The 24,540-nt window shown below is 61.8% G+C and carries 19 protein-coding genes; 9 read left to right on the top strand and 10 right to left on the bottom strand.

Translation table 11 applies throughout. The features are described from left to right. Positions 1-2,553, bottom strand: a complete 2,553-nt coding sequence (locus DRW39_RS13665) for a CHAT domain-containing protein (RefSeq protein ID WP_116107612.1) — start codon at positions 2,551-2,553, stop codon at positions 1-3. Positions 2,554-2,772: 219 nt separating this feature from the next. On the opposite strand from DRW39_RS13665, the gene DRW39_RS13660 reads away from it, so the two are divergent. After that, positions 2,773-4,335, top strand: coding sequence for a carbon-nitrogen hydrolase family protein (locus tag DRW39_RS13660; protein WP_116107611.1), 1,563 nt, complete (start codon positions 2,773-2,775; stop codon positions 4,333-4,335). 224 nt (positions 4,336-4,559) lie between these two features. On the opposite strand, the gene DRW39_RS13655 is transcribed toward DRW39_RS13660, so the two are convergent. The 3 genes from DRW39_RS13655 to DRW39_RS13645 all read right to left on the bottom strand — a co-directional run bounded on the left by DRW39_RS13655 (position 4,560) and on the right by DRW39_RS13645 (position 7,713). Then, positions 4,560-5,456, bottom strand: a complete 897-nt coding sequence (locus DRW39_RS13655) for an aminotransferase class IV (RefSeq protein WP_116107610.1) — start codon at positions 5,454-5,456, stop codon at positions 4,560-4,562. Positions 5,457-5,464: 8 nt separating this feature from the next. Then, positions 5,465-6,190, bottom strand: a complete 726-nt coding sequence (locus tag DRW39_RS13650; RefSeq protein ID WP_255419253.1) for a hypothetical protein — start codon at positions 6,188-6,190, stop codon at positions 5,465-5,467. 299 nt (positions 6,191-6,489) lie between these two features. Next, on the bottom strand, positions 6,490-7,713 hold the full coding sequence (locus DRW39_RS13645) for a cytochrome-c peroxidase (RefSeq protein WP_116107609.1): 1,224 nt from the start codon (positions 7,711-7,713) through the stop codon (positions 6,490-6,492). 196 nt (positions 7,714-7,909) lie between these two features. On the opposite strand from DRW39_RS13645, the gene DRW39_RS13640 reads away from it, so the two are divergent. Beyond that, complete coding sequence (locus DRW39_RS13640) at positions 7,910-9,724, top strand: UbiD family decarboxylase (protein ID WP_116107608.1); 1,815 nt, start codon at positions 7,910-7,912, stop codon at positions 9,722-9,724. Here DRW39_RS13640 and DRW39_RS13635 read toward each other — a convergent pair. Both DRW39_RS13635 and DRW39_RS13630 read right to left on the bottom strand, forming a co-directional pair. After that, positions 9,690-10,880, bottom strand: coding sequence for an acyloxyacyl hydrolase (locus DRW39_RS13635; RefSeq protein WP_157976111.1), 1,191 nt, complete (start codon positions 10,878-10,880; stop codon positions 9,690-9,692). The genes DRW39_RS13640 and DRW39_RS13635 overlap by 35 nt on opposite strands. 142 nt (positions 10,881-11,022) lie before the next feature. Then, positions 11,023-11,580 (bottom strand): OmpW family outer membrane protein, encoded by a 558-nt coding sequence (locus tag DRW39_RS13630; RefSeq protein WP_116107606.1) that lies wholly within the window; start codon positions 11,578-11,580, stop codon positions 11,023-11,025. 166 nt (positions 11,581-11,746) lie between these two features. On the opposite strand from DRW39_RS13630, the gene DRW39_RS13625 reads away from it, so the two are divergent. The 7 genes from DRW39_RS13625 to DRW39_RS13595 all read left to right on the top strand — a co-directional run bounded on the left by DRW39_RS13625 (position 11,747) and on the right by DRW39_RS13595 (position 20,144). After that, positions 11,747-12,937 carry a molybdopterin molybdotransferase MoeA gene (locus tag DRW39_RS13625; protein WP_198664887.1) on the top strand — a complete coding sequence of 397 codons (1,191 nt, stop codon included), beginning with the start codon at positions 11,747-11,749 and terminating at the stop codon, positions 12,935-12,937. Positions 12,938-12,948: 11 nt separating this feature from the next. Then, entirely contained in the window at positions 12,949-14,055 is a 1,107-nt protein-coding gene (locus DRW39_RS13620) for an NTP transferase domain-containing protein (RefSeq protein WP_116107604.1), read from the top strand. Positions 14,056-14,173: 118 nt separating this feature from the next. After that, the gene (gene nirB / locus DRW39_RS13615) at positions 14,174-16,681 is read left to right on the top strand and encodes a nitrite reductase large subunit NirB (RefSeq protein WP_116107645.1); all 2,508 of its coding nucleotides are present in this window, start codon (positions 14,174-14,176) and stop codon (positions 16,679-16,681) included. A gap of 59 nt (positions 16,682-16,740) precedes the next feature. After that, positions 16,741-17,106, top strand: coding sequence for a nitrite reductase small subunit NirD (gene nirD / locus DRW39_RS13610; protein WP_116107603.1), 366 nt, complete (start codon positions 16,741-16,743; stop codon positions 17,104-17,106). Positions 17,107-17,122: 16 nt separating this feature from the next. Further along, positions 17,123-17,725: a DUF4202 domain-containing protein gene (locus DRW39_RS13605; RefSeq protein ID WP_116107602.1), complete on the top strand. Its 603-nt coding sequence runs from the start codon at positions 17,123-17,125 to the stop codon at positions 17,723-17,725. Positions 17,726-17,728: 3 nt separating this feature from the next. Further along, on the top strand, positions 17,729-19,447 hold the full coding sequence (locus DRW39_RS13600) for an ATP-binding protein (protein ID WP_116107601.1): 1,719 nt from the start codon (positions 17,729-17,731) through the stop codon (positions 19,445-19,447). 46 nt (positions 19,448-19,493) lie between these two features. After that, positions 19,494-20,144, top strand: a complete 651-nt coding sequence (locus DRW39_RS13595) for a response regulator (RefSeq protein WP_116107600.1) — start codon at positions 19,494-19,496, stop codon at positions 20,142-20,144. Between the two features lie 17 nt (positions 20,145-20,161). Here the strand turns inward: DRW39_RS13595 and DRW39_RS13590 are convergent, their stop codons facing one another. The 4 genes from DRW39_RS13590 to DRW39_RS13575 all read right to left on the bottom strand — a co-directional run bounded on the left by DRW39_RS13590 (position 20,162) and on the right by DRW39_RS13575 (position 24,539). Further along, on the bottom strand, positions 20,162-20,962 hold the full coding sequence (locus DRW39_RS13590; RefSeq protein ID WP_116107599.1) for an ABC transporter ATP-binding protein: 801 nt from the start codon (positions 20,960-20,962) through the stop codon (positions 20,162-20,164). 9 nt (positions 20,963-20,971) lie between these two features. Then, positions 20,972-21,844 (bottom strand): ABC transporter ATP-binding protein, encoded by an 873-nt coding sequence (locus DRW39_RS13585; RefSeq protein ID WP_116107598.1) that lies wholly within the window; start codon positions 21,842-21,844, stop codon positions 20,972-20,974. A 173-nt stretch (positions 21,845-22,017) separates the two neighbouring features. Then, positions 22,018-23,121, bottom strand: coding sequence for an ABC transporter permease (locus DRW39_RS13580; protein WP_116107597.1), 1,104 nt, complete (start codon positions 23,119-23,121; stop codon positions 22,018-22,020). 50 nt (positions 23,122-23,171) lie between these two features. Continuing rightward, complete coding sequence (locus tag DRW39_RS13575; protein WP_116107596.1) at positions 23,172-24,539, bottom strand: CmpA/NrtA family ABC transporter substrate-binding protein; 1,368 nt, start codon at positions 24,537-24,539, stop codon at positions 23,172-23,174. Position 24,540: the final 1 nt, after the last annotated feature.

Here is a 24,540-nt window from a genome sequence, read left to right as displayed (position 1 = left end):
TTATCCCGATATCAGGCCCGCCCAGTAATACGGGTGCCGGTAGCGCCGGTAGCGCGAGTCGCTAAGGAACCGGCGCTGTCCCAGGGCCAGGGCGAGCCCGGGCGCGGCCGTTCGGTTTAAGTGGTCGTAGAAGCTGCGCATCGCTATCTGCGTGGCCGCGGCCGGCACGTCAAACAACGAACTCACCACGTCCGGTACCCCCGCCCGGTGAAAGCTTCGGCGTAAACTGTAGGTCCCTTCGCGCCTGGCGGATAAACCCCGGGCGGTGGAGCACGCCGCCAGTACCACCAGCCGGCAGGGCAGGGCCAGGTTGCCGATCTGGAGGCCGTTGATGCTGTCCTGCTCCGTGAGGTAGAGGTAATTCTCATGGAGGCGTCGGGGATTACCGCGGGCATGCACGGAGAGATGGATCAAGTCGTAGCGAGCGGCCCCCGCAAGCAGGGAAGCGGCCGTGGCCTCCGAACCGGCGTAGTGCCGTCCGGAGGCAACGTACTGGAGCAGGGTATCCGCTACCGGGCCGAGGTAGTTCGTCAGACCGGGGTGGGTCCAGATGCCGGCGCTGGTGAGTCGGTCCTCAGCGTAGCGTTGGCGCTGGGCGGCGTGAATGCGCTCCGTGCGCCAACTGTCGATGTAGCGAATGCTGTGGGCGGCTACGAGGTAGTCGTCTCCGCGGGTGAGGGCGGCGAAGGGTAGGGTGCTGAGCGATGCACTCGGGGAGAGGATCAGGTGCTCCTTAGCGGCCAGTCGATCGGTGACGGGACCGAATAACCGCTCGTAGACCCCCGCGCCGACCCGCTTGATCTCCGCAACATCGCTCTTACGATCCTGCATAAGCCCCCGCAGGGTAAGGGATGCCCCGTGTACCGCGGTATCGATCGAGTAGGCAATACTGGTATCCCGGTCGACGTATAGCCCGTACACGGCATCTTCGACTTCCAGCAGCTCTACCAGCGCTTCCTCCCCGGTCAGCTGCCGGCGGACTTCCCTCAGGGGCAGCAGGCTGTCAAAGGCAGTCTCTCCACCTTCCCGCTCGGTCCGGAAGGCACGCGCCAGGGATGCGTCGAGCGCTCTTCGCTGGCGCATCACGGCGGCGAATTCCGCAAAATCATCGTCGGATATGTTCGTGCCCCGCTCGAATCTTGCCTTCAGCAGGTCCTCCCGGTTGTTGACGGCTCGCCATTCCGCGAACACCGCCTCGTTCCCGGCATCCGCCCGGTGCCGCGCCAGCTCACTTAATTCCAGGGCGAGGGAGTGGGCCTTTCCGAACTCGATGGCCCGGAAGGCGGATGCCGCCAGTTCCGGTTCTTCCAGCAAACCGGCCTCCCGCATCGCGTACACGGTTCGTATGGCGGCAGTGATGACCACGTCGCCGTGCGTGACGGTCTGGTTGTAGGTGCCTTCGTCACTGATGCGTTGCAGGGCTTCCTGGTATCCGTCCAGGGCTTCGAAAACAAGTTCGTAGGCAGCGCGCAAATCCTTCGGGTCACCCCCCTTCTTATAGCGCTGCCGCAAAATTTCGGCGTGGTTGGCCATGATGAAGACACAGGCCGTCTCCCGGAAACACGCCGGTGATCCCCGCTCCTTCTCGGGACAACAACCGTAATATTCCTGGATGCGCTGACTCGTCGCCAGGGCATCCGTAAATAATCCTTTCTGTTTTGAGATCAGCCGGTCGTAGTACATGGCTTCCAGCGGGTAGCCCTGGGCGAATTCGCCGGTCACCCCTTGTAGCCGGCGATAGTAGTGCAGCGAGCTGTCGGCATCCGCTCTTTTCCAGTGGTAGTAACCCTTTAGGCGCAAGGCGTTCGGTCCCGGCACGGTGGCCAGCCGGTCCGCGATCGCGGTGACCTCCCCGTATCGAGCGGGCATGCGGGAGAGGAGGATGCCCAATTCTTCCCGGGCCAGTGCGTGGCGGGGCAGGTCGGCCTCGTCCAGGGTTTCGATAGCCTCCCGCAGGGCTACTTCGCTCGCGGCGTACGTCTTTTGCCGATCGGTGGTATCCTGCATCCGGTCGGCGAGCTGTTTCAGGGCCTTGCCGCGGGCGATGAGCAGCAATCCGGTGAGGTGCGGCTGTTCCGCTGCTTGCCTCGCCAGTTGACGGAGCCCGCCGGCGGTGTAGATCTCCATGTCGCGCATCGCCCAGTCGTGGTAGCTGGCGTACGACCAGCAAAGCGCCTGTCGGGCGTGCACCGTCGGGGGCATTGCGGGGGTGAGCAGCGTATCGGCCGCCGCGGCGAAGTAGGCCATGGAGTCCAGCCACCGCTCGTGCTCGAAGTGCAGCATGGTCAGGTACTGGTACACCTCCGCCCGCAATTCCGCCCGCAGGGAATCGGCCAGCGGCTCCATCGTGGTACGCAGCCGCCGGGCCCGGGCCATAGCTTCCCGCAAACGCAGCGAGTCGTAGTCGCGGCGTAGCAGGTCCAGGCTATCCCGGAAACCTATTTCCAGTCGCGACAGCGGCGGGGGAGGTTGGGAGGGCGGGGGAGTCGAATCCCGGGTACAGGCATAAAATACCAACGCCAGCAGGGCGGCGAGGATCTGGGGGGTGTTCATAGTGGGCAGGCTACAAAAGCTGAAATTACCGGATCGGCGCAGCTTAGACAAATACCGGTCGGCATTCTTTTACGCCATACGGGGTTAGGCTTCTGGTGGGCGCACAGATAAATGGGCGGCGGAGCGCAGGTATAAACACTTCTCCCGCGCTCCGCCGCAAACCCCAGGTCCGCCGACGGTGTTCTCCCCCTTTACCCCAATTGAAACCACCCCGCCCGCATGGCCAGTCCGAATACACCCGAAGTACAAGCACCCGTCGTTCACCCCGAGATCGAAAAGGTCGAGCTGAAGTACCTCACCATCCGGGAATACAAGCAATTGCGCGACATCATGGAGGAGGCCTACGCCGTCCTGCCCGATGCCGCCTGGGCGCGGGAGGAGATCCAGGCCCTGATCAAGCGCTTCCCCGAGGGGCAGATCGCCATCCACATCAACGGCGAACTGGCCGGCTGCGCGCTCTCCATCATTGTCGACTACAATAAGTTCAAGGATACCCACACCTACGAGGAGATCACCGGGAAGTACACCTTCGATACCCACGACCCGGAAGGGAATATCCTCTACGGGGTCGATGTCTTCGTGCACCCCCAGTTCCGCGGCTTGCGTCTCGGCCGGCGGATGTACGACTACCGGAAGGAACTCTGCGAGGAAATGAACCTGGAGGCCATCCTCTTCGGCGGCCGCTTACCTAAGTACCACGAGTACGCCGACAAACTCAGCCCGAAGCAGTACATCGATAAGGTGCGCTCCAAGGACATCCACGACCCGGTCCTCAACTTCCAGTTTGCCAACGACTTCACCGTCAAGCGCATCATCAAGGACTACCTCGAGGGCGACCACGAAAGCCACGAATACGCCGCCCTGCTGCAGTGGAACAACGTGCTGTATTCGCCGCCGACCCGGAAGGCCCGCATCGAAAAGAGCGTCGTCCGCCTCGGCCTGGTGCAGTGGCAGATGCGCCCCTATAACGGTATGGACGAGGTGCTCGAACAGGCCGAATACTTCGTCGACGCCGTGGCGGCCTACCGTTCCGACTTCGCGCTCTTCCCCGAGTTCTTCAACGCCCCGCTCATGGCGGAGTACAACCACCTCCCCGAGCCCGAAGCCATCCGCAAACTGGCCGAGTTCACCGAGCCCCTGGTGAAGAAGTTCAGCGAGTTCAGCATCAGCTACAACATCAACATCATCACCGGCTCCATGCCCTCGGTAGAGAACGGCAAGCTCTACAACGTCGGCTACCTCTGTAAGCGCGACGGTACGGTAGAGAAGTTCTACAAGCTGCACGTCACGCCCGACGAAGCCAAGGTGTGGGGCATGACCGGCGGCAAGAAACTCAAGGCCTTCGATACCGACTGCGGTAAGATCGGCATCCTCATCTGCTACGACGTCGAATTCCCCGAACTGCCGCGCCTCCTGGCCGAGCAAGACGTCGACATCCTCTTCGTCCCCTTCCTCACCGATACCCAGAACGGCTACAGTCGTGTGCGCCACTGCGCCCAGGCCCGCGCCATCGAGAACGAGTGCTACGTGGCCATCGCCGGCTCCGTCGGTAACCTGCCGAAGGTGGCCAATATGGACATCCAGTACGCCCAGTCGATGGTCTTCACCCCCTGCGACTTCGCCTTCCCCAGCAACGGCGTCAAGGCCGAAGCCACCCCCAATACGGAAATGATCCTCGTCGCCGACGTTGACCTCGACCTCCTCAAGGAACTCCACGTCCACGGCAGCGTCCACAACCTTCGCGACCGGCGGACGGATGTTTATAGCCTGAAATTGAAGTAGTCGCGTTTTGGGGGCTAGACTTTTTAGGGCGAGCTGTGTCGCTTATATCTCGGCGCAGAGCGCCTCGACCTTGGATTTTGCGGAACCCACGCTACGGTCCAAGGTCGAGACCTTCCAGGTCGAGTGGTCATTTCAATTATAGTGCCCCAAGTACCCCACCCCGTGCGGCAGCCCGGCCCATCGTAAATCGTAATTCAGAAATCGTATATCGTAAATCCTAATTCCTACACCAACCGCGTACCCCCCACCCGGGTAAGCTCTCGAAACAAATTTTGCACCTTCTCCAATACCGACTCCCCGTGCTTATTCACGATCTCCCGACCGTCGATCGCCCGCACGCGGGTCAGCTCGCCCATGGTTCCGGTGGTGAAGACCTCGTCGGCGACGTAGAACTCGCTGGGAGAGATGCGCGCCTCTTCACAGGGAATACCGTTGTCGCGACACAGCTGCAGGACGGTAGCCCGCGTGATGCCCGGCAGGCAGTAATCCGCCCATGGGGTCCGCACCTTGCCCCGGCGGATGCAGAAGACATTTACCCCGTTCGCCTCCGAAACGAAACCGTCCTTATCGAGCATCAGCCCGGCATCGGCACCCGACTGGTTAGCCTCGATCTTGGCCATGATGTTGTTGATCAGGTTGTTATGGTGGATCTTGGAGTCGACGCTCATGGGGCTGTTGCGGCGGACGGAGCTCGTCGCCAGCGTGATGGACTCGGGGTACACCGGCGGCTTATGCTCCGCCAGCACGATCAGGGTGCAGCCCTTCTGGTTTAGCCGGGGGTCCATGCCGGAGGTGATCTTTTCGCCGCGGGTCAGGGTCAGGCGGATGTGCACGTCGTCGCGCATGTCGTTGGCCTCCAGGGTTTGCTTGATGGCGTCCACGACGGTGTCCCGTTCCGGGATGCCCTGGAACCACATCGCATGGGCGGAGTCGAACAGCCGGTCCAGGTGGGCATCCAGGGAAAAAACCCGGCCGTCGTAGACCCGCAGGCCTTCCCAGACCGCTTCGCCACCCTGTACGCTGCTGTCGAATACGCTGACTTTAGCTTCGCCGCGGGGCAGTAGCTTTCCGTCGATGTATACTTTGATGTCCTGGTTAGCGGGATTAAATCCTTGTAGCATATGGTGGATTAGATAGCGTGTTCGAGCAAGCGCTGGTAGACGGGGAGGCATTCCTTGGCCACCAGCTCCAGATGGGGTGATAATTCGACGGGTCGGGGCCGGTAGGGGCGGAAGCCGACGCTTTCGTGCACCCCTTCGTACCAGTACGGCGCCCAGCTACCGTCGTATTCTTTCGGTCCTTTCTCCCAGCTCAGCATGACCGGGTCGTAGTCGATCCCGATCTGCTCGCAGAGTTGTTCCAGTACGGCGGGCGGGTCCTCCAGCAGGCGGCGGGCGTCCACGACGGCGGCCAGGGTGCCGGCTACGGCCAGTCTGTCAAACAACTCGCCCTGTTGCGGCAGGCCGATGTCGGCGGCGGTGACCTTGTCGATCACCTGGTTGAAGGAGGCGAGGATCTCGCGCGGATCCCGAATGAGCAGGACGTTCACCATGCCGAACAGAAAGGCCTCGGGCAGCTCGATGAGGTGGTGCGTCATCTGCTTGAAGACAACGATGGGGGTGGGGAATTCCCCCTCCGACATATACCGCACCACTTCGTTGCCGTCCGGATTTTGGGTCTTCAGGATCTCTTCGCGGCCGGGGTGATCGGCCTCGGTGGGTTGCCGGCTTAGGTAGTGGGCGTAGAGGGGCTCGTCTACCACCGTCGTGTCCGGTCGCTGGGCGAATGCGTACATCAGCGCGGTGCTAATATTACGCGGCGATGACCAGAGATTTATCCGGCTGCGGGTTTCCATATAATGGCGAAGAAAAAAGAAAAGGCGGGGAAGAAAAAATCCAAGGGGGGTAAGAAGAAGAAATGCTGCGAGAAATACCTCAAAAAGGGCAAATACTGCAAACGATGCCCCCTGGCCCCGGAAGACTAGCCAATAACTATACCCTGAGAGCCGGCTTAAAACAATAAATGTTTGTACAAACGATGTATCTTACCTAGTTTCGCGCCAGCCTATTCTATCCAAGACCACTCGAAGCAAAGCATCAGCTGCTACCGAAATAAGTGGTTATTCACCCCCGGTCAAAACGGCCGGGGGTTTTTTTATTTACTGCGGAAGGGATCGCTCAGCGAGGCATCGGTCAGTACCGACCGGTCGGTCGTCATTTCCAGGAAGGCGATGAGCGCCTGCTTTTCTTCCTCGGTAAAGTTCATCCGGCGGGGCGCGCCGGATCCGTTGGTAAAGTCGCGCAGGTTTGCGCTGAGGTTTTCATGCCGCTGGATCCCCTCGCTGTAGTGGTCGATTACTTCCCGCAGCGTGGCAAACCGGCCGTCGTGCATGTAAGGGGCCGTGAGGGCGACGTTACGCAGGAAGGGTACCTTGAACACTCCGTTGAATTCCCGGCCCCGGTGCTCGCCCACGCCGAGATCCGTTGATAGGCGGTCCAGGCCGTTATTAGCAATGGGTAATACGGGCTGGGTCATATTGAAGCCGTGGCAACTGCCGCAATTCTCGGTAAAGAGGGTATGGCCCATCTGCTCCGCTTCGGTGAAGCCCTCGAGCTCCACGGCTCCGTTTGGCATCATCATGGCATCCATCATGTCGTCGAAGGGGGAGTCCATACTGGAAATCGTAGCGCAAAACTTTTCCAGGGCCAGCGTGATCCGGTCCGCCGTCAGATCTTCCGTACCGTAAGCTTTACGGCTCAGGATGCGGTACATCTCTTGTTGCTTGAGATCGTTGGCGAGCTCCTCCAGGTCCCGGCCCATTTCTACCCGGTCCTGAATCGTCAGCGTGCTCTGCTCCTTGATCGTCGCGGCGCGCTCGTCCCAGAAGAAGGCCACGCTGCCCTGGCTGAAGGAATTGCCGTCCATGGAGGTTTCCCCGTACCCGCTCACCTCGTTGGCAAAGCTGGGTACGCTCGCCAGGGCGATGCTGTTGCGCTTGGTATGGCCGCCGTTGATTCCTTTACTGAAGGCCAGGTCATCCCCGAAGGCCAGTTCCTGTTTGTGGCAGCTGGCACAGCTCGTCTCTCCCGTAGCCGAGAGTTGGGTGTCGTAAAAGAGTACGCGGCCCAGCAGAGCCTTGGTCAGGTCTTCCGGCTCCTGGTGCAGCTTCCCATCCGGGGTCGTGAATTGTCCGATGTGAAGGGGCAGGTCGACTTCTCGCTGGAACACCACTTCGCCCAGGTCCAGTTGCTCGTTGAGTACCTCCATTTCCGCGGCGGTAAAGGGCGCGGTGCCTAAGGTCAGCGAACTCGTTCGCTCGTCTTCCAGACAAGCGGTGAGGGTCAGCGTCAGAACCGAGAGAACGAGCAAGTTTTTCATAACGGGGAAGTTGTAATGGGCTAACTAAAGATATGGCATTGTCAACACAATGCCATACCAGCGTCAGGGCAGTGTCATAGTGTTGACGAGCATTTCCGTGAATTCGTTGGTCACCTTAACCTATTTTAACACATATAATGCAAGCGTATACCAACGATCGCGGCAACCAAAGTCCGTCCGTACCTATTTATCCGTCATGTATGCATCCCTTCGCGCCGCCGTCGACGATCTCGAACGCAGCGGTCAGCTGCTTCGCATTTCCGCCGAAGTAGATCCCGACCTGGAAATGGCGGAAATCCACCGCCAGGTTTTCGACGCCGGCGGCCCCGCCGTCCTCTTCGAACGGGTGAAGGGCAGCCCCTTTCAGGCCGTCTCCAACATCTACGGGACCTATGAGCGCACGGACTTCCTCTTCCGCAAGACTTTCCCCGGTGTCAAGAAGCTTGTCGAACTGAAGGCCGACCCGGCCAACGTGGCCAAAAATCCCCTTCGCTACCTGGGCACGCCCAAAACGGCCTTCTCCGCCCTGCCGCGTCAGCGCCGCAAGCCCGCCGTCAAGTACGCGCAGACCACCATCGACCAACTGCCGCTCGTCAAGTCCTGGCCCATGGACGGCGGCGCCTTCGTCACCCTCCCCCAGGTATGCACCCTCCCCCCGGGCAGCCGCAAGCCGATGGAAAGTAATATCGGGATGTACCGCATCCAGCTCACGGGCAACGAATACGAGACCAACCGCGAGATCGGCCTCCACTACCAGCTGCACCGCGGCATCGGTATCCACCACACCGAATACAACCAGACGGCCGAGCCCTTCCGCTGCTCCGTCTTCGTGGGCGGCCCGCCCAGCCACGCCTTCTGCGCCATCATGCCGCTGCCCGAGGGCCTGAGCGAAATGACCTTCGCCGGTATGCTCGCCGGCCGCCGCTTCGGTTACGCCTGGGACCGCGACTGGCTGCTGTCCGCCGACGCCGATTTCGTCATCACCGGCACCATCCGCAAGGGGGAAAAGAAGCCCGAGGGGCCCTTCGGCGATCACTTGGGCTATTATTCGCTGCAGCACGATTTCCCGGTTATGGACGTCGAGACCGTCTGGCATCGCAAGGACCCCCTCTGGCACTTCACCGTCGTGGGCCGCCCGCCCGCCGAAGACAGCAGTTTCGGTTACCTCATCCACAAGATCGTCAAGGACCTCACCCCCGGCGAGTTCCCCGGCATCCGGCAGATCAACGCGGTCGACGAAGCCGGCGTCCATCCCCTCCTGCTGGCCATCGGCTCGGAGCGCTACATGCCCTTCCGCGATAAGGTGCCCGAGGAGATCATCACCCAGGCGAACCGCATCCTTGGCAGCGGCCAGACCAGCCTGGCGAAGTACTGCCTCATCGCCGCCGAGGAAGATGACCCCGAACTGGACGCCGACGACCAGCCCGCCTTCTTCCGCCACCTGCTGGAACGCTTCGACCCCGAGCGCGATCTCCACTTCCAGACGCGCACGACCATCGATACCCTCGACTACTCCGGCTCCGGCTGGAACGCGGGCTCCAAACTCATCTGGGCCTGCCGGGGTCCGGTCCGCCGCACCCTGGCAACGGAGGTGCCCGATGCCATCGACCTCCCCGAAGGATATCATAGCCCCCGCCTGGTAGCGCCGGGTATCCTGGCCGTGGGCGGTCCCCCCTTCACCGGTAAGGACGGCTACGCCGCACTAGATCCGTTTTTGCGGCGGAGCGCAGGTAAAGAGCTTGTCCACAAAACGCCGCTTATTATCGTGTGCGACGATCCCGACTTCCTGGCCGCCGACTTTTCCAACTTCGTCTGGGCCACCTTCACGCGCAGCAACCCCAGCCACGACGTCCACGGCATCGACGCTTTCACCGAACACAAACACTGGGGGTGCCGCGGACCGGTTGTCATCGACGCCCGCGTGAAGCCCTGGCATGCCCCGGGTTTAGTGACGGACCCCGGTACGGTCGAGCGCGCTAGTCGGATCCTCTCCGCGGCCGGCTTCGGCTAAACCTGTAGCCCACGTGCCACTCTACGAAGTCCGCTACGCTGAACTGCCGGGCGTTGACCAGGGTGGCCAGGTAAATGCGGTCCGTCAGGTGATACTTAAGGCCGATCCGCTGGCGAAACCGGTCCGCGTTATCCATGCCACCCGGAGATAATAGATAATACTCGGCTTGCACCTGTACCGACCACCGGTTAAAGACCAGTTCGTAGGCCGGGAAGACGCCGAGGCGGACCGGTCCGGCCAGGGTGCCCCCGTTCCGGTGATGCAGTTGGCCGGCGTCAGTCCAGGTAGACATATTATCGGCGCCGTGGTACAGCACGGAAGCCCCGATGCCGACTTTGGACGCGTGTGTCAGGCGTCGACTAACAATGGCCGCTATGCCGCCCAATCCGTGGGTCAGCCCGCGGTACTTCTCTTCGGGAGGTAACTCCTCCGTCCGGTAAAGCCGTTTTTCCACGCCGCCGAAGACCGACAGGGTGAAATCCGTAGAGGGTACAAACCGGGGTAGGGTAACCGCTTTGGTGGGGGGAGCGGGCTTCACGGTATAGTAGAGCCCCAGGCTGGCGGCGGCGGCATTTAGTCCGGCGTTCGGTCGCCTGACGTTGCCGTTAGAGACGTGGGTCAGGCCCGCATCGAGGCGTAACGCCCAGTGGTCGGCCAGCTGCAGGCGGGCACCCAGCCCCAGCCGGAAGTAGGCCGTCAGCCGGGTACTGATCAGTTTATTGTAGGGGTTGCGCCGCGTATCATAGGTCTTCCAGCCGGTGGCCAGGCCTATGTCGGCGCCGTAGCCCAGTCCCAGCCTTCCTCGCTGCCATAGCGGCGCGCGGAACGTTCGGTGGACCGCAACCGGCCGACCGACTTCTACCGGATTGTCGTAGTCCAGCAGGGTGATCCCGAACCCGGCTTCCGGCATCCCGTGGCGATGGTGCCATAGGCGGTCGCCGCTGGCCCGCGTCGTAAAGCCGAGCATCAGGCCGCGGAAGCGAGCCATCGGGCGGTCGAGCAGATTCTCGCCACGCAGAAAAGCTTCCACGGGTAGGATGGTCCCAAAATGAGCTTCCGCAATCAGGGTCGGGCGGCGCCAGTCCCACTGCCGGTTCGTCTGGGGCGTGCTCTCCTGTCCCGTTAACCACCCGGGTACGGTCAGCAGCAATAACATCCAAGCTTGGAAAGCAAGCCGCATAGGAGCAACCGTGCGCCGATTATGGTCGCACGCAGCTATGCTACGGATGGAGATTCGCCTGGGTTCGGACCGTACGCGATCTTAATTCAAATAGGTCGGGCTACAGGTGCAGCGGTACCTATTTCGGTCCGCCGAAGAGGGTAGGGGCGATCATGATGCCGAAGTAGTTGGACACTTGGTCGCTGAACGTAAGGTTATACTCCAGCGATACGCGGAAGTGACCGATCTCCATACCGACACGGGGCACGATACCGAGCGACCGACCGACCTCAAGATCCTCCTCGTCAACGGTGTCGTCGGTATCCTCCACGGTGACGCTCGCCCCGCCGAAGGACCCGAGCCCCATGCCGCCGAACGGCCGGAAACCGCCCTCCGTGCGCAGGTAGTAGTCCCCCGTTACGACAAAGCTACCCGCCGCGCCGACGTCGATGGTTTCCGCTTCGAGGTTGGACGTGTAGGCCGCCACTTCGGGGCGCAGGCCGACGGAGATACGGTCCGAGGCGTTGTACCGCACTTCCGTACCGAAGGCCACTCCGCCGCCGAAGCGCTCGCCGCCGGGAATGGCGTATCCCAGCCGGAGCAAGTCCCACTCGAACATGCGGTAGTTGTTGGACTGCGCGGTAGCGACGCCGGAGAGTACAAGCACCAGCAGAAAAGAAAGGATGGATTTAGTCATGTGGCTTTGGTGAGCGTTGATTTGCGGAAGGTCTCCGCAGCAATGAGGGAAAGTTCAAGAACGCTTGGCCGGCGGGATGTGTATGTATGGGTGTAGTAATAACAACTCTCCCTGCCCCCCACCCGGTGGAGGGGACCTAACTTGCCCCACCTTCAATCCTGACCTAATGATCGCCTATCCCGCCGCCCTCGCCCGCACCCTGGAACAGACCTTCGACTGGGGGACCGAACGGGTGCCTTTGGCCCAGGCTACGGGTCGCGTGCTCAGCCAGTCTGTCGTAGCCGACCGCGACCACCCCCCCTTCGACCGGGTAGCGATGGACGGGGTGGCGATCGACTTTCAGGCCTATGCTGCCGCCCAGCGCCGCTTTGCCGTGTCGCACGTAGCTCCGGCGGGTACGCCTCCCCGCCCTTTGGCGGCTAGCGATCAGTGCGTGGAGGTCATGACGGGCGCCCCGCTTCCCCCGGGAACGACCACCGTCATACGCTACGAGGATATTCAGCGGGACGGCGAGTTCATCGTTCTACCTGACGGCGTCACGGACGCCCGGAGTATCCATCGCCGAGCCACGGATGCCCGGGCCGGTACAACCATGCTGGAGGGCAGCCGAATCATCGGCCCCGCGGAAATGGCCGTCCTGGCCACCTACGGACAGGCGACGGTGACCGTCCGGCGCTGGCCGCTGGTAGCGATCGCCTCTACTGGCGATGAGGTGGTTGACGTGGATAGGGAACCGCAGGACCATCAGATCCGCAGTTCCAACGTCCACCAGCTCGCCTCCCTGTTTCGAATGGCCGGCATCCAACCTACCCTGAGCCATCTGGGTGACGACCCGGCGGGCGGCCGGCATACCCTGGGCCGGCTCATCGACGATCACGATGTGGTGCTCTTAAGCGGTGGAGTTTCCAAGGGAAAGCTCGATCACATTCCCAACTGGTTGGCGGATGCCGGCATTGAGAAACTCTTCCACCGCGTAGCCCAGCGACCGGGCAAGCCCCTCTGGGTGGGCCGCAACGAGGATACTATGGTGTTCGCCCTTCCGGGCAACCCCGCCTCCAGCCTCGTCGGAGCGGTTGTGTACGTAGGGGCGTGGCTACGACAGCAACTGGGCGTGCCCGTCGAAAACCGGCGCGCCTTACTCGCGGAAGACGTGAGCTTCGCACCCGAACTGACCCTGTTCCGGTCGGTTCAGTTGGAACATGCTAACGGACAAATCACCGCCCGCCCCGTCACCAACAGCGGCAGCGGCGACCTGGTCAGTCTGCTGGAGACGGATGGATTCCTGGTCTTACCCGCCGATCGGACCAACTTTATGGCCTCGGAGCCTTTTCCATTCGTACCCCTTCGATTCTTTTAAACCCGTCAGTAATGCACCAGAAACACCCCAAAATGGCCCGTCCGGACCTTGGTCACTACGGACACACTGAATTCGCGCTCGTCGGTTCGACCTGTGAGCGGATGGAAACGATCATGAGCGAGTGGGTGGACCAGTTGTCCGATCGCTACCGTTGCCTGATGGTGACCGGCGAGCACCAGGAACACCCCACCCCCGCCAGCCTCCGGTATGGCCGTAAACGCTTTACCCCCTCCACCGATGCGTGGAATGAATACGATGACCGCCTGACCGGCGCCGACTACGACCTCGTGCTGGTGAATGGTAATCACTACCCGGCCGCCCGGCAGATCGTCTTCGTAGACGAACAAAAGGCCGGAACTCTCGAACGGCGACGGGAGCAGCTCACCGATATATACGCTATCGTGCACGTCAACGGGCCGGCCTCCATGCCCGAATGGTTGCGAGAACAGGCGAAGAATCAGCACTGTCCGCCCATCACCACCTCCATCAGCCTGCTCAAGCCGGTGCTCGTAGGCCTGGAGCGCGTGCTGTCCGATAGGGTTGCTCCACTCCGCGCCCTCATCCTCGCCGGTGGAGCGAGCAGCCGTATGGGGACCGATAAGGCCCACCTCGTATACCGTGACGGCCGGTCGGAGGTGGAGCGGCTCTATGAACTATGTACTTCCGCCGGTGCACCCGTTAGTATTTCCGTGCGCGATGACGCGCAGACCGGTAAGTATCCGGCCCCGGTGATTACGGACCGGTTTTTGGGCTTGGGCCCGGCCGGGGCCATCTGCTCGGCTTTCCTCGACGACCCGAACAGTGCCTGGCTGGTACTGGCCTGTGACCTGCCCCTGCTCGACGAAGCCACCATCAAGCAATTGATCGATGCCCGTGCCCCCGGACGCTACGCCACCGCGCTTAGGGGGCCGGAGCGGGAGTGGCCCGAACCCCTGGTGGCCATCTACGAGCCCCGCGCCTACCAGCGCCTGCTGCGCTTCATGGCGCTGGGGTATTCCTGCCCCCGCAAAATGCTCATCAACAGCGAGATCGCCCTGGTCAACCTCGACGATATGCTGCCCCTCACCAACGCGAATACCCCGGAGGAGCGGGATCGCATCCAGGCTATTTTCCGCTAGTTGACGGGAGGATCAGGTCGGTCGCGAAAAGAGATTGGCATAGCGCTTGCGTAATTACGTAGAATATACGTAGATTTGCTACGTAGTTAATTCAGTGTACTACGTAAACACCAGCGCTATGCAGATCGTCGTCATTGGGAATGGAATGGTCGGACACAAATTTTGTGACCTCTTTTCCCGCCATCCCCGCCGGGGAGAATTTCAGCTCACCGTATTCGGGGAAGAACGGCGGCCGGCCTACGACCGCGTTCACCTGAGTGCTTACTTCAGCGACCGCGATGCCGACAAGCTGGCCCTGGCCTCCCGGGAGTGGTACGCCGAGGCGGGCATCACCCTCCGCACCGGCGAGTTGGTCACCGAACTGGATACCGAACGCCGGGAATTGACGACCCACCTGGGAAACGTCCTTCGCTACGACTACCTCGTCCTGGCTACCGGCTCCGTGCCGTTCGTCCCGCCGGTCCCCGGCTGCGAAAAGCAGGGCGTATTCGTTTACCGCACGATCGAGGACCTGGAGGCCATCATGGATTACGCCGACAAGATCCGCGACAAAGCCGGCGCCCGGTCCGTCATCATGGGCGGCGGCCTGCTGGGTCTCGAAGCCGCCAAGGCTACCCTGGATATGGGCCTGGCGACCGACGTCATTGAGTTCGCCCCGCGCCTTATGCCCCGGCAACTGGACGAGGCCGGCGCCACGACGCTGAAAAATAAGCTGGCTGACCTCGGGCTCGGGGTGCACCTTTCCAAGAGCACCACCGCTATCGCGGGTAACGGAGCCATCACCCACCTGGAGTTCAGCGACGAGACTTCCCTGCCGGCGGATATGCTGATCATCTCCGCGGGCATCCGCCCCCGCGACGAACTCGCCCGGAAGGCCGGCATCGAGGTCGGCCCGCGCGGCGGCATTATGGCCGACGAATACCTGCGCACCAGCGCGCCCGACGTATACGTCATCGGGGAGGCGGCCCTCTACCGGGAGATGATCTACGGACTGGTAGCCCCCGGATACGATATGGCCCGCGTGGCGCTCGGCTCGATCATGGCCGACGCCGACGGGGGCTGCATGCCCGAGGCGATCGACCTGTCGACCAAACTCAAGCTCATCGGTACGGACGTGGCCAGCTTCGGAGAGTGTTTCCCGAATGCTGACGAGGCACGCTCCATCGTCTTCCACGACGAATCCGGGGGCATCTACAAGCGCATCAACATCAGCCGCGACGGCAAGCGACTGCTCGGGGGCATCCTGGTCGGCGACGCGGCCGACTACAACATGCTCCACCAGATCTATAAGAATAACATGGCCCTGCCCCCCCAGCCGGAAGACCTGATCCTGGGTACCCGCGGCGTGGGCGGCAATCCGGGGGCCGGGGTACTCGACCTCCCCGACGCGGCCGTCATTTGCTCCTGTGAGAACGTCTCCAAAGGCACCCTTTGCAGTCTGTTGAGCGAGGGGGAAGCCGCCTCGGTAAAGGAGCTTGTCGCCTGCACCGGGGCGGGCACCGGTTGCGGAGGATGCAAACCCATCCTCACCGACCTCGTCGAGAATTACATGAAGTCGCAGGGCAAGGTGGTCCGTAACACGATCTGCGAGCACTTCGCCTACACCCGCCAGGAATTACGCGACCTGGTGCAAATGAAAAACATCCGTACCTACGACGAGGCACTCGACGTCATCGGCCAGGGGAACGGCTGCGAAACCTGTAAGCCCGCTCTCGCCAGCATCTTCGCCACCGTGTACGCGGAAACCGCTAATCCACAGGCGCAGATTCAGGATACCAACGACCGCTTCCTGGCCAACATCCAGCGCAACGGTACCTACTCGGTCGTCCCCCGGGTACCGGGCGGAGAGATCAGCCCCGACAAACTGTTAGCCATCGGCAGCGTCGCCAAGAAATACGATCTGTACACCAAGATCACCGGCGGTCAGCGCATCGATCTATTCGGCGCCCGCCTGGAGGAATTACCGCTCATCTGGGAGGAGTTGATCGCGGCGGGCTTCGAAAGCGGCCACGCCTACGGAAAATCGCTGCGTACCGTCAAGAGCTGTGTCGGCAGCACCTGGTGCCGCTACGGGATGGACGAATCGGTCTCCTTCGCCATTGAGATCGAGGAACGCTATAAAGGTCTCCGGTCGCCCCACAAACTAAAGGGGGGCGTCAGTGGCTGCATCCGGGAGTGTGCCGAGGCGCGGGGCAAAGACTTCGGCCTGATCGCCGTCGAGGAGGGCTACAACCTCTACGTCTGCGGCAACGGCGGTGCCCGGCCCGTGCACGCCCAGTTGCTGGCCGGCCCCGTCGACCGCGCCACCGCCGTCAGGTACCTCGACCGCTTCCTCATGTTTTACCTGCGCACCGCCGGCCCCCTCATTCGCACCGCCAAGTGGCTGGAAGGTCTCGAGGGGGGCATCGACTACCTGAAGAGCGTCGTGGTGGATGACGTACTCGGCATCGCCGAGGAACTGGAAACCGAAATGCAGGGGCTGGTCGACGGCTACGCCTGTGAGTGGAAACAGGCCATAGAGGATCCCGCCCTGCGCGCCCGCTTCCGCCCCTTCGTGAACACCGACGAAAGCGAGGAACTGGAGTTCGTCGCGCTGCGCGACCAGAAAATGCCGAAACCCTGGTAGGACCGCCATCGCCTCGTTTTGCCCACCCAAGTTCTTGCAGTTAGCTCCAAACGAATATCATGACCGCTTACACCACCACCCCCCTGACCGACGTAACTACCTGGTTCCGCGCCGGCCGCACCGACCAGTTCCCCGTCGGCGCCGGAGCCGTGATCAAGTACCGGGACCGCCAGATCGCGGTGTTCTACTTCAACCGCACCGAGCGTTGGTACGCCTGCCAGAACCTCTGTCCGCACAAGCTCGAAAATGTACTGGGCCGCGGCCTCATCGGGGAGCAGGACGGCATTCCCAAGGTCGCCTGCCCGATGCATAAGCGGACCTTCAGCCTGGAGACGGGAGAGAACCTGAATGGTGATTGCCCACCCGTAGCCGTTTACCCGGTGAAGGTCGAAAATGACTACGTATACGTAGGATTCGCCGACTAGCCCTTACCTTTCCGCTATGTCCGAATCCGACAACCAACAACAGCTCGAGGCAGCCTTTGCCGCTATAGATCAGGCTAATTCCGCCGACCCCCGGTACGTGCAAACGGAATCCGGGGAGGTCCCTTCCGAATGGCTTTACGGGAGAAGGATGTCGGAGGAACTGGATCGCTACCTCCCTGACGCCCCTATATCCCTGCGCCTCGCCGCCCGCGCCCAACACCTGGAACGCTGGCGCAGCCCGCGCGACAGCTACCCCATGGACCGGGAAGGCTATCTGCGGTGGCGGGCCGATCTCAAAAAATTCCACGCCGCCCGCGCCGGCGAGATTCTGCGGGAGGTCGGCTTCGGGGAAGACGTCATCGAGCGTGTCGCCTTTCTGCTGCAGAAGAAGCGCCTCAAGCGGGACGACGATACGCAGACGCTGGAAGACGTCATCTGCCTCGTCTTTCTAAAGCATTACGCCGCGGAGTTCGCCGCCGAACACCCCCACGAGAAGGTCATCGACATCCTGCACAAAACCCTGCGGAAAATGTCCGACCGCGGTCGGGAAGCCGCGCAGACCGCCGATCTGCCGCGGGCCGTCCACGGTATGGTGCTGGAGGCGATGGAAATTACCTAGGCCGTGGGAGAAACCGGCATCTTCTCCCGCCTTCGCCGCGCCTACCTCCTGGCGCTTTCCCTGATTGCCCTGGCCCTGATCGGCGAGCTTTTGTTGGTGGACGGCTACCTGATCGACCAGGAGCGCGACGCCGACATCATCAACGTAGCCGGCCGGCAGCGGATGCTCAGTCAGCGCATCGCTAAGATGGTGGCCCTGTCCCCGCCCGCCGAAGCGGAAGACGTTGCCGAGTGGCAAACCCGCCACGTCTGGCTCAAAAACGAACTTACGGGGCTACCCGTCCGGGAGGAACTGACGGAACTGGATAGTTTGGTCGATCGGCTGTCGGCACTCGCGCAGGAAGATTCGGGCGGCGGAGCGCAGGTAAAAGAAGTTAATCGGTTGTCGAATGCTTTCTTACTCCGCATGGACGCGATCGTCGACGAGCTCAGCCAACTGGCCACGCGGAAAGTCGATCGGCTGCAGCGGGTCAATATGTGGCTGACCGTGCTGACCCTCGTGATCCTTCTGCTCGAGTTACTCTTCATTTTCCGGCCGATATCCAACTTCGTGCGCCGTCAGTTCGACCAAATTCAGACCGAGCGGCAGGCACAGGTCGCCGCCCGCGGGGTGGCCGAGTCGGCGGTGCGGGACAAGGACGCGACGCTCCGCCAACTGTACGCGCTGAACAGCGCGATCGACGAAGCGGCGCTCTTTGCGTCACTGCGTGCCGACGGCACCGTCATTCACCTCAGCAAAAAGTTTCGCAAGTTGCTGGATGCGGACAGCCGGCCGGCGAACCTACCCTTCGCCGCCGTGCTCAACCGCGAGGAAGGAAGGCAGGCCCGGATGGAGGAAATTCTACGTAACGTAACGGTAGCGCCGTGGCGGGGCGAATGGCAACTGACGGGCCCCGAAGGAGAAGTGCGGTACCTGGAATTGAGCGTACTGCCCGCCCGCCGCGCCGGGGTGGATACGGAGCTCTTCGTACTGGCTACGGACGTGACCGAGAGCCACCTCGCCCGCAAGGAACTCAACCGCCTGACCGAGCGGCAGATCGCCGAGGAAAAGCAACGGGCCGATCAGCGCGCCCGCCAGTCGACCGAGGCCCAGGAGAAGGAACGACTCCGCGTTGCCCGCGACCTCCACGACGGGGTAGGCCAGAACCTGACCGCCCTGAAGTTTAGCCTCGAGAGCCTCCGGCTGGAGAATTCGGAGCGCAGCCAGGCCGATCTGAACCATCTCAAGCAGCTGGCCGGCGACATCATCCGCGGCGTGCGGATGGCCACCTTCAACCTACGCCCCCCCGAGCTCAGCGACTACGGCCTGGCCATCACCCTGGAGCGGATGGCCCGCGAACTGAGCCGGCTGACCGGCGAGCGGGTGGTGTGCCAAACGGAAACCTTCAACGTAGGCCTGGACCCCGCCGTCGAGCTCAATCTGTACCGCATCACGCAGGAGGCCGTTAATAACGCCATCAAGTACGCCGGAGCAAACTACATCCTGGTGACGCTATCCGCCGGCAAGGACCTCGTCAGCATTACGGTGGACGACGATGGCCGTGGCTTCGATCCGGATGCCGTCAAGGCGCGTACCGACGGCTCCGGTCTGGGAATGGCCAGCATGGAAGAGCGAATCGCCCAGTTGAAGGGACGGCTCTTCATCCGCAGTTCACCGGAAACCGGCACCCGGATCACCATTAACGTGCCCCTCTCGGCGGCACCCGTCACGCCCCGGGGCTGAGGGCTACGGCCTAAAGCAGTAATTTCCCCCGGTAAACAGCTCGATCATGCCTACCCAAATATTACTCGCCGACGATCACGCCCTGGTGCGGGACGGTATTCGCCGCCTCCTGGAGGACGAAGCCGACCTGCACGTCATTGCCGAGGCCGACGACGGGGTCGCGATGCTCGAACTGATCGACGAGGTGAATCCGGATCTTGCCATCGTGGATATTCGCATGCCGCGACTCAATGGTATCGAAGCCGTCCGCCAGCTCCGGCAGAAAGGAAATAACACCCCCTGTCTGATGCTCTCCATGCACGATAGCGAGGAGTACGTGCTGCAGTCCATCGATGCCGGCGCCTTCGGATATCTGCTTAAGGATGCCAGCCGCGAGGAATTCCTGCGTGCCGTTCATACCATCGTCGGCGGCGACCGCTACTTCAGCGGCGACCTCTCGAATATCCTGATCCGGCAATTGATGAAGTCGGACGGGGTCGTAAGCAGCCCGGCGGCCAATGAAGAAAAGATAGAGCTTACCCGGCGCGAGCGGCAGATCTTACCCATCATCCTTAAGGGGGCCACCAACCAAGAGATTGCCGATCAGCTGGACCTCAGCCGCCGCACCGTCGAGACCCACCGCTTCAACATGATGAAGAAGCTCGGCGTCAGCAACAGCAGCGAACTAAATCGCCGGGTACGGGAACTGGGCCTATAGACTATTCCGGCGGTGCATCAATGCTCCAGGAAACCGATCAGGTGTTCCCGGTAGCGATAGTAGTCGGGGTGGTGGAGGATCTCCTTCCGCACGCGCGGCCGCTCGAAGCCGATCTCCAGGATATCGCCGATCTGGGCGCGGGGGCCGGAGGTCATCATGATGACCCGGTCGGCCAGGAAGATGGCCTCGTCCACGTCGTGGGTGATCTGAATGGCGGTGATCTTTTCCTTGTCCCACACTTCCAGCAGTACGTCCTGTAACTCGGCCCGGGTAAGGGAATCCAGCATGCCGAAGGGCTCGTCGAGCAGGAGAATTTTCGGCTTCAGGGCAAAGGCCCGCGCGATACCGACCCGCTGCTGCATGCCCTGACTGAGCTCGTTGGCCCGGCGGTGCATCCACTGGCTGAGGCCTACTTTATCGAGGTAGTACTTCACGATGTCCTCGCGCTGGCGGCGGGTGCCGTGCGGAAAGACCTGGTCGACACCCAGCATCATGTTTTCGAAGGCGGTCATCCAGGGGAAGAGGCTGGGGGACTGGAAGATGACCCCGCGGTCGGGACCCGGGCCGGTAATGGGAAATTCGTTCAGGAGGATTTCTCCGCGGGAGATGTCGTTCAGTCCGGCGATCATGGTCAGGAGCGTCGTCTTCCCGCAGCCGGAGTGGCCGATGATGGAAACGAATTCCTCCTTTTTGATCTGTAGCTGCAGGTTTTCCAGGACGACGTATTCCCCGGTCGGGGTAGGATAGACCTTCGTCAGATCACGAAAATCGAGAACGACGTCGCGAAGATTGACGGGGGGCGTGAGCATTATTGACATGATGAGGGGTTATGCGCGACGCCACTTGCTGACGAAGCTGCGGCTACCGGGTTTGATGGGTTGGATGTCGGGGAGGGTAAGGGAGGCGTCACTCTGTTGCTTGCCGGCCTCTCCCAGCTGAACCAGGTAGTTCAGGATCTCGGTGCGTACCCGTTTGAAGTGCGGGTCGTGATTCATGTCGGTCTTGTCCCGCGGCCGGTCCAACTCGATGCGGAATTCCGGTCCCAGGCCGGCTGCCGGGCCGGGATCCAGGGGGATGATCCGGTCGGCCATGTAAATCCCTTCGTCGACGTCGTTGGTGATGAGCACGGCACTCCGCCGGTTGGCGCTCCATATTTGCAGAATCTCGTCCTGCAGGTTGCCGCGGGTCAGGGCGTCGAGAGCACCCAGGGGCTCGTCCATGAGCAACAGGTCGGGGTCGGTAGCCAGCACCCGGGCAATGGATACCCGCTGCCGCATACCGCCGCTCAGTTCGGACGGCCGCTTATCTACCGCGTGGGACAGCCCCACCATTTCGACGAACTTGCGGACGTGTGCTTCCCGTTCTTCCCGGCTCCACTGCGGGTACACCTCGTCAACGGCCAGCGCCACGTTCTGAAAGACGGTATACCAGGGCAGGAGGGAGTAATTTTGAAAGATGATTCCCCGTTCCGGTGCCGGCCCGGTGATCGGTTGGCCCCGGTACAGCACTTCCCCCTCGCTGGGTTGCAACAGGCCCGTCATCATATTCACGAGGGTGGTCTTTCCCGAGCCGGTAAATCCGACAATGGCCAAGAATTCCCCTTCCTCGATGGTCAGGTTGATGTTGGAGAGCACTTCGGTGCGGGAGTCGCCCTCGCCGTACCACTTGCTGACGTTTTTGAATTCTATTATGGGAGGCATGGTTAGCGTTTTGTTCTTTGTTGTGGTTGCGTGGGGGTGTAGGTCATAGGTTATAGAGTATAGGTTATAGCGGATAGCAGAGGGGCGAATGCCCGGGTACTTATGGAAGCAGCGCGCTATGGCCTATGACCTATACCCTACTTCCTATGACCTATCTACTATAACCTCGAATCCTACCCCACCGCCTTCTCAAAACTAACCCGCTGCTGCACCCAGAACATGATGCGGTCGAGGAGGAAGCCGACGAGGCCGATGACGAACATGGCGACGATGATCTTGGCGTTGCTGTCGGAGCCGCCGTTTTGGAACTCTTCCCAGACGAAGGAGCCGAGGCCGGGGCTCTGGGCGAGGAGTTCGATGGCGATGAGGACCATCCAGGCCACCGAAACGGTGATGCGCATGCCGGTGAAAATGACGGGAATGGCCGAGGGCAGGATGACCTTGAAGATTTTCTTGCCGATGCCCAGGTTCAGGACGCGGGCTACGTTCAGGTAATCCTTATTGATGGAAGAGACGCCCAGGCTGGTATTGACCAGGGTGGCCCACATGGAGCAGAGGCCGACGCTGATGCAGGAGATGAGGAAGGAGGTGTCCGAATCCGATCCCAGGGTCAGGGTCTTGACGATCATGAAGACCAGCAGCAGCCAGACGACCGGCGATACGGGCTTGAACACCTGGATCATCCAGTTGAAGGCGATGCGGAGGGTGTCGTTGAGCCCGATGATGATGCCGATCGGGACGGCGATGAGCAGCGAGATGAGGAAACCGACGGCCACCGTTTTCAGGCTGGTACCGATCTGGTCGACGAAGGAAGGACGGCCGGTGTAGACGATCGGATCCAGGCCCTGCTCCGCCCGCACCACGTTGAGTTCCGCGGTTTCGGTGTTGAACTCGGCCTTCTTGGCACTGATCTCCCGGTGGTCGGCCAGGAGCAGGCCGGCGGCGTGCAGGACCTCGCTCGGAAAGGGCAGGGTATTGGGTTTGCAACTGACGTCTCCGCTGGCGATACAGGCTTCCATCTGCGCGCCGGCTTCCGGTCCCTGCTCTCGGACGGTGCGCTCGATGCGGGCACTCGCCTCGACACCGTAGAGGTAGCTCGCGCTCATTTGCCAGAGGAGCAGGAAGACGGCCATGGACGCCAGGGAGATGCCGAGGGTCCGGGCCATGCCGGGTAGCTGCCGGCCTACTTTGGCGCGTGCGGGGAGGTAACGGCCCAGTCCGGCCAGGGGAGCCTTTGGGGCGGGGGCGACGGGGGATTCGGTAAGGTGCTGTCCCATGATGGATGTACTTGAGTAAGGAATGGTACCGCGAAGACGGTCTTAGGTGTTTACTGGTCTTTGTTGCCGATGGCGAAGCTGTTGAGGTAGCCGATCGGGTCTTTGCCGTCGTAGGAGTTTCCGTCGATGAAAGCATCGGTGGCGGGCTTGTAGCCGTCGGTGTCGGGAATGTCGGATTCGGGGATGTGTCCGTCGGCGACAAGCTCTTCGGCGGCCTGCCGCCAGATATCGGGGCGGTAGATGTCCTGGATGGTCTCCTCGTACCATTCGGCGGGCTTCGCTTCGGGGATCTGTCCCCAGCGGCGCATCTGCGTCAGGAACCAGATACCGTCGGAATAGAAGGGGTAGGTGGCGTCGTGACGGTAGAAGACGTTGAAGTCGGGCATGCTCCGCTTGTCGCCTTTCTCGAATTCGAAGGTGCCGGTCATGGAGTTGGCGAGCACGACCGAGTCGGCCCCGACGTAATCGGAACGGGAGAGGATGCTGACGGCCTGGGTCCGGTTGGCGGGGTCGTCGAGCCACTTGCCGGCGCGGATCAACGCCTTGGTGATGGCCTTGGTGGTGTTGGGGTACTTGGTGGCGAAGTCGGCGCGCAGGGCGAAGACCTTTTCCGGGTTATTCTGCCAGATATCGTAGTTGGTCACTACCGGCACGCCGATGCCCTTGAAGACGGCCTGCTGGTTCCACGGCTCGCCCACGCAGTAGCCGTAGATCGTGCCGGCTTCCAGGGTGGCGGGCATCTGCGGGGGCGGGGTCACGGAGAGGAGTACGTCGGCATCGACCTGCCCCTGAATGTTGTCGGCGGTGTAGAAACCGGGGTTCAGGCCGGCCGCGGCGAGCCAGTAGCGCAGCTCGTAGTTGTGGGTAGATACCGGAAAGACCATCCCCATCTTGAAGGGTTTGCCGGCGTTGCGGTATTCTTCTACGACGGGTTCGAGGGCGTCGGCGGAGATGGGGTGGACGGGCTTACCGCTATCGTCCATGCGGAGGTGTGGTTTCATCAGGTCCCACACTTCGTTGGAGACCGTGATGCCGTTGCCGTTCAGGTCCATGGAGAAGGGGGTAATGAGCTTGGCCTGCCGACCGAATCCGGCCCCGGCGGCGATGGGCTGCCCGGCGAGCATGTGGGCGCCGTCGAGCTGCCCGTCGATCACGCGATCCAGGATGTTCTTCCAGTTGGACTGAGCCTCGACGCTGACGAAGAGGCCTTCGTCCTTAAAGTAGCCGAGTTCCTTGGCGATGGCTAGGGGCGCCATGTCCGTCAGCTTTATGAAGCCGAAGGTTAACTGGGGCTTTTCGATCGCGGCGGCCTTCGGGGCGTCGCCGGTGCCGCTAGAGCTATTGGGTTGGGCGTTGCTTTCTCCGCAGTGCTGGAGCAGGAAGGAAAAAGCCAGGAGGAGGAGTAAAAGATTTTTCATG

This window comes from Lewinella sp. IMCC34191 (assembly GCF_003390935.1).
Lineage (GTDB): Bacteria > Bacteroidota > Bacteroidia > Chitinophagales > Saprospiraceae > Neolewinella.
Note: the sequence above shows the minus strand (reverse complement) of the source record. Positions and strands in the feature narration are given on the sequence as shown.